Source organism: Shewanella sp. SG44-2 (assembly GCF_014164215.1).
In the GTDB taxonomy this organism is placed as follows: Bacteria; Pseudomonadota; Gammaproteobacteria; order Enterobacterales; family Shewanellaceae; genus Shewanella; species Shewanella frigidimarina.
Map to the genome: position 1 here is coordinate 22,693 of NZ_JACJEU010000039.1, position 3,013 is coordinate 25,705.

Here is a 3,013-nt window from a genome sequence, read left to right on the forward strand (position 1 = left end):
AGTTATAACATTTCTAATAGTGCTAACACCCAAGCAAACATAGCAGATGCAAAATCTCGTATTGTTGATGTCGATTTTGCCAAAGAAACGGCGACAATGACTAAAAACCAAGTGTTACAACAAACTGGTTCGGCGATGCTTGCTCAAGCCAACCAGTTACCGCAAATAGCATTATCACTATTATAACCATTATCTATTATTGACTATAATAGTGATAGGGAGATCCGTTAGCGGATCTCCCTTTGTCTTCAGTCTCAGTCTCTATTTGTGTTTGTCAAATCGGTTACATGCGTTTTTAGTTTGAGGTGCATCATGGAAATTAACACCATTAATAATCATTCGGCCCAGTTTTTAGCAAAAACGGATGATGAAAAAAATGCCTTAAGCAAAGATCCGCTTATCGTTACAGTGTCAGATGAAAAGGTTACTGAATTAAAAAGAGCCCCCTCAGTGCAAGTTATAAATCAAGCTGAGAATTTACCCGTGCAGAAAAGTGAAAAAGATGAATTGAATGACGTTGCTAAAGAGTTGACAGAAATGATGGCTATAATGCAAAAAGGATTAAAATTTTCTGTTGATGACGATTCGGGTAAAAGGGTGATTAAAGTTCAAGATATTGAGTCTGGTGATGTCATCAGGCAAATACCCAGTGAGGAAGCTCTTAAATTAGCTGAAAAATTAAGTGAAGTCTCTGGTATATTAATGAAAATAGAAGTGTAACCTGTCAAAAAGATACGTGATTTAAGATTCTAGGGAGTTTATTATGGCTTTAACAGCAACAGGTCTTGGTTCTGGTTTAGATATCAGCAACATTGTGAGTGTTCTAGTTGATGCCGAAAAGGTTCCCAAAGAAACCATATTTAATAAAACAGAAGCCTCTATCAAAGCTAAGGTTTCAGCTGTAGGTACGTTAAAAAGTCAACTATCAACATTCCAAGACGCATTGGCAAAATTACAAGATGGCGATACCTTAAATCAGCGTAAAGTTACCACCGGAGACAGTGCTTATTTTACAGTATCAACAACAAAGTCAGCACAAGCGGGTAGCTATAATATTGAAGTTGAGCAACTAGCTAAGCCACATAAATTAGGTGCGGCTTTTTCTGCAGATAAAACTCAAGCTGTTGGCGAAGGTAGTTTAGATTTAAGTATTGGAGGCAACACTTTTACTGTTGCTATTAATGCCGCAGATACACTTGAGACTATTGCTAGTAAAGTGAATAGTGACACAGATAATACAGGTGTTAGCGCTTCAATTGTGACCAGTGATGCAGGCAGTAGAATTGTATTTAGTTCAAATACCGCAGGGACTGACAGTCAAGTCGCTATTACTGCTACAGATTCAAGCGGAACCGGTTTAAATGATATGTTCGGTTCTGCTAACTTAACCACGCTTCAAACTGCTCAAAACTCGATTATGTATATCGATGGTCAAAAAGTTACCTCACAAACTAATAGTGTCGAAGGAGCTATTTCGGGCGTAACAATCGATGTGACTAAAGCAGATATTAATGAAAAGTCTATATTGACCATTGCAAATGACAATGATGCGGTTAAAGAAACTGTTATTGGTTTTGTTGATGCTTACAATAATTTAATGGGCGCGATAGACCAGTTATCGTCGTACGATATAGATACAAAAAAGGCTGGTGCATTGCAAGGTGACTCGATAATTCGCTCTTTGGAATCGCAATTACGAAATCTTGTAAGTCAACGTGTTGACGTCGATGGTACGGAAACGGCTTTATATAGTATAGGAATAAGCACTGATCGGTACGGTAAAATGACGGTTGATGATGCTAAGTTAACTTCTGCAATCAATAGTGATATGGATCTCGTTGAAGGGTTGTTTGCAACAGAAACAACAGGACTTGCAAATAAACTTGATGATTTGGCAAATAATTATGTTAAAACCGGTGGTTTAATTGATAGTAGAAATACAACATACACTAAAGCAACAAGCCGTTTAGATGATCAACGTGAAGCGTTTACGTTAAAAATGGAACAACTCGAAGCAAGATTATCCAAGCAATTTAATGCTATGGATCTTATTGTTGCCAGTTTAAATCAGCAAAGTTCAGGATTGCTTGATCGCCTAAACTCATTACCAGGTGTTGTAAGAAATTCATAGTTAGGTGAGCATGAACATCAAGAAAATCTCTGAACTAGATGAACAAATTAATTCATTATTAGATAAAATTGAGAACGTTTCCGCTGAAGAGCTTGAATCCGATGAGTTGGTATCATCTTTGCTAGAGTATGTTAAAGATCGTCAATTTTTAGTTGGAGAATTACTTAGCAATGAAAATGATCAAGTAGAGCTGACACTAGCTTATGAGTTATCGCATTTATTTTCAGCAAGAGCAACTAAGCTTCTTCGCCATCGTCAAGATTTAATTAACTTAAGTAAATCGAATAAGCGAAAAATTGATGCTTATAAAAACATTAGTTCAGATAGGTAGGTAAACATGAGAAGTTCACTGCAATCATATCGTAAGGTGTCGCTGGATAGCGAATTATCAGTAGCCTCACCACACCGCATTATTCAAATGATGTTTGCTGGTGGTTTGGAAAGACTTGCTCAAAGTCGTTATGCTATTGAAAATGATGATTTAAAAAATAAAGGTATATATATCGGCAAAGCTGTTGGAATCGTTAATGGTTTAAATAATAGTTTAAATATGGATGAAGGTGATGAGATCGCTGGAAATCTTAGTCAGTTGTATGACTTTATTATTATGAAAATAACCGAAGCAAATTTGAAAAATGATACTCAAGCTATCGATGATGCCGTCGCTGTTTTAAGAACACTCAAAGAAGGATGGGATGCTATTCCCCAACATCAACATAACTTAACTTCTGAAGCGAATTAATCGTTACAGCATACTGTATTTAAACTAAAAAAGACGCTTAGCGTCTTTTTTGCTGTCTGGCTTAGTATTTAATTTATGATTTCCAACTTTTCATATAAATACTATACATGCCATTCATGTATCCATTTCAAATACCTAAT

5 protein-coding genes are annotated in these 3,013 nt (G+C 36.2%); all 5 read left to right on the plus strand.

Features of this window, described 5'->3' with window-relative positions:
* Nucleotides 1-186 (plus strand): flagellin (locus H5181_RS20625; protein ID WP_259397086.1); only part of this gene is annotated, 186 nt, incomplete at its 5' end.
* A gap of 126 nt (nt 187-312) precedes the next feature.
* Nucleotides 313-720 carry a flagellar protein FlaG gene (locus tag H5181_RS19020; RefSeq protein WP_182751789.1) on the plus strand — a complete coding sequence of 136 codons (408 nt, stop codon included), beginning with the start codon at nt 313-315 and terminating at the stop codon, nt 718-720.
* Nucleotides 721-763: 43 nt separating this feature from the next.
* On the plus strand, nt 764-2,131 hold the full coding sequence (gene fliD / locus H5181_RS19025; RefSeq protein ID WP_182751790.1) for a flagellar filament capping protein FliD: 1,368 nt from the start codon (nt 764-766) through the stop codon (nt 2,129-2,131).
* A gap of 10 nt (nt 2,132-2,141) precedes the next feature.
* Nucleotides 2,142-2,462, plus strand: coding sequence for a hypothetical protein (locus H5181_RS19030; protein WP_182751791.1), 321 nt, complete (start codon nt 2,142-2,144; stop codon nt 2,460-2,462).
* Nucleotides 2,463-2,468: 6 nt separating this feature from the next.
* On the plus strand, nt 2,469-2,873 hold the full coding sequence (gene fliS / locus H5181_RS19035; protein WP_182751792.1) for a flagellar export chaperone FliS: 405 nt from the start codon (nt 2,469-2,471) through the stop codon (nt 2,871-2,873).
* Nucleotides 2,874-3,013: the final 140 nt, after the last annotated feature.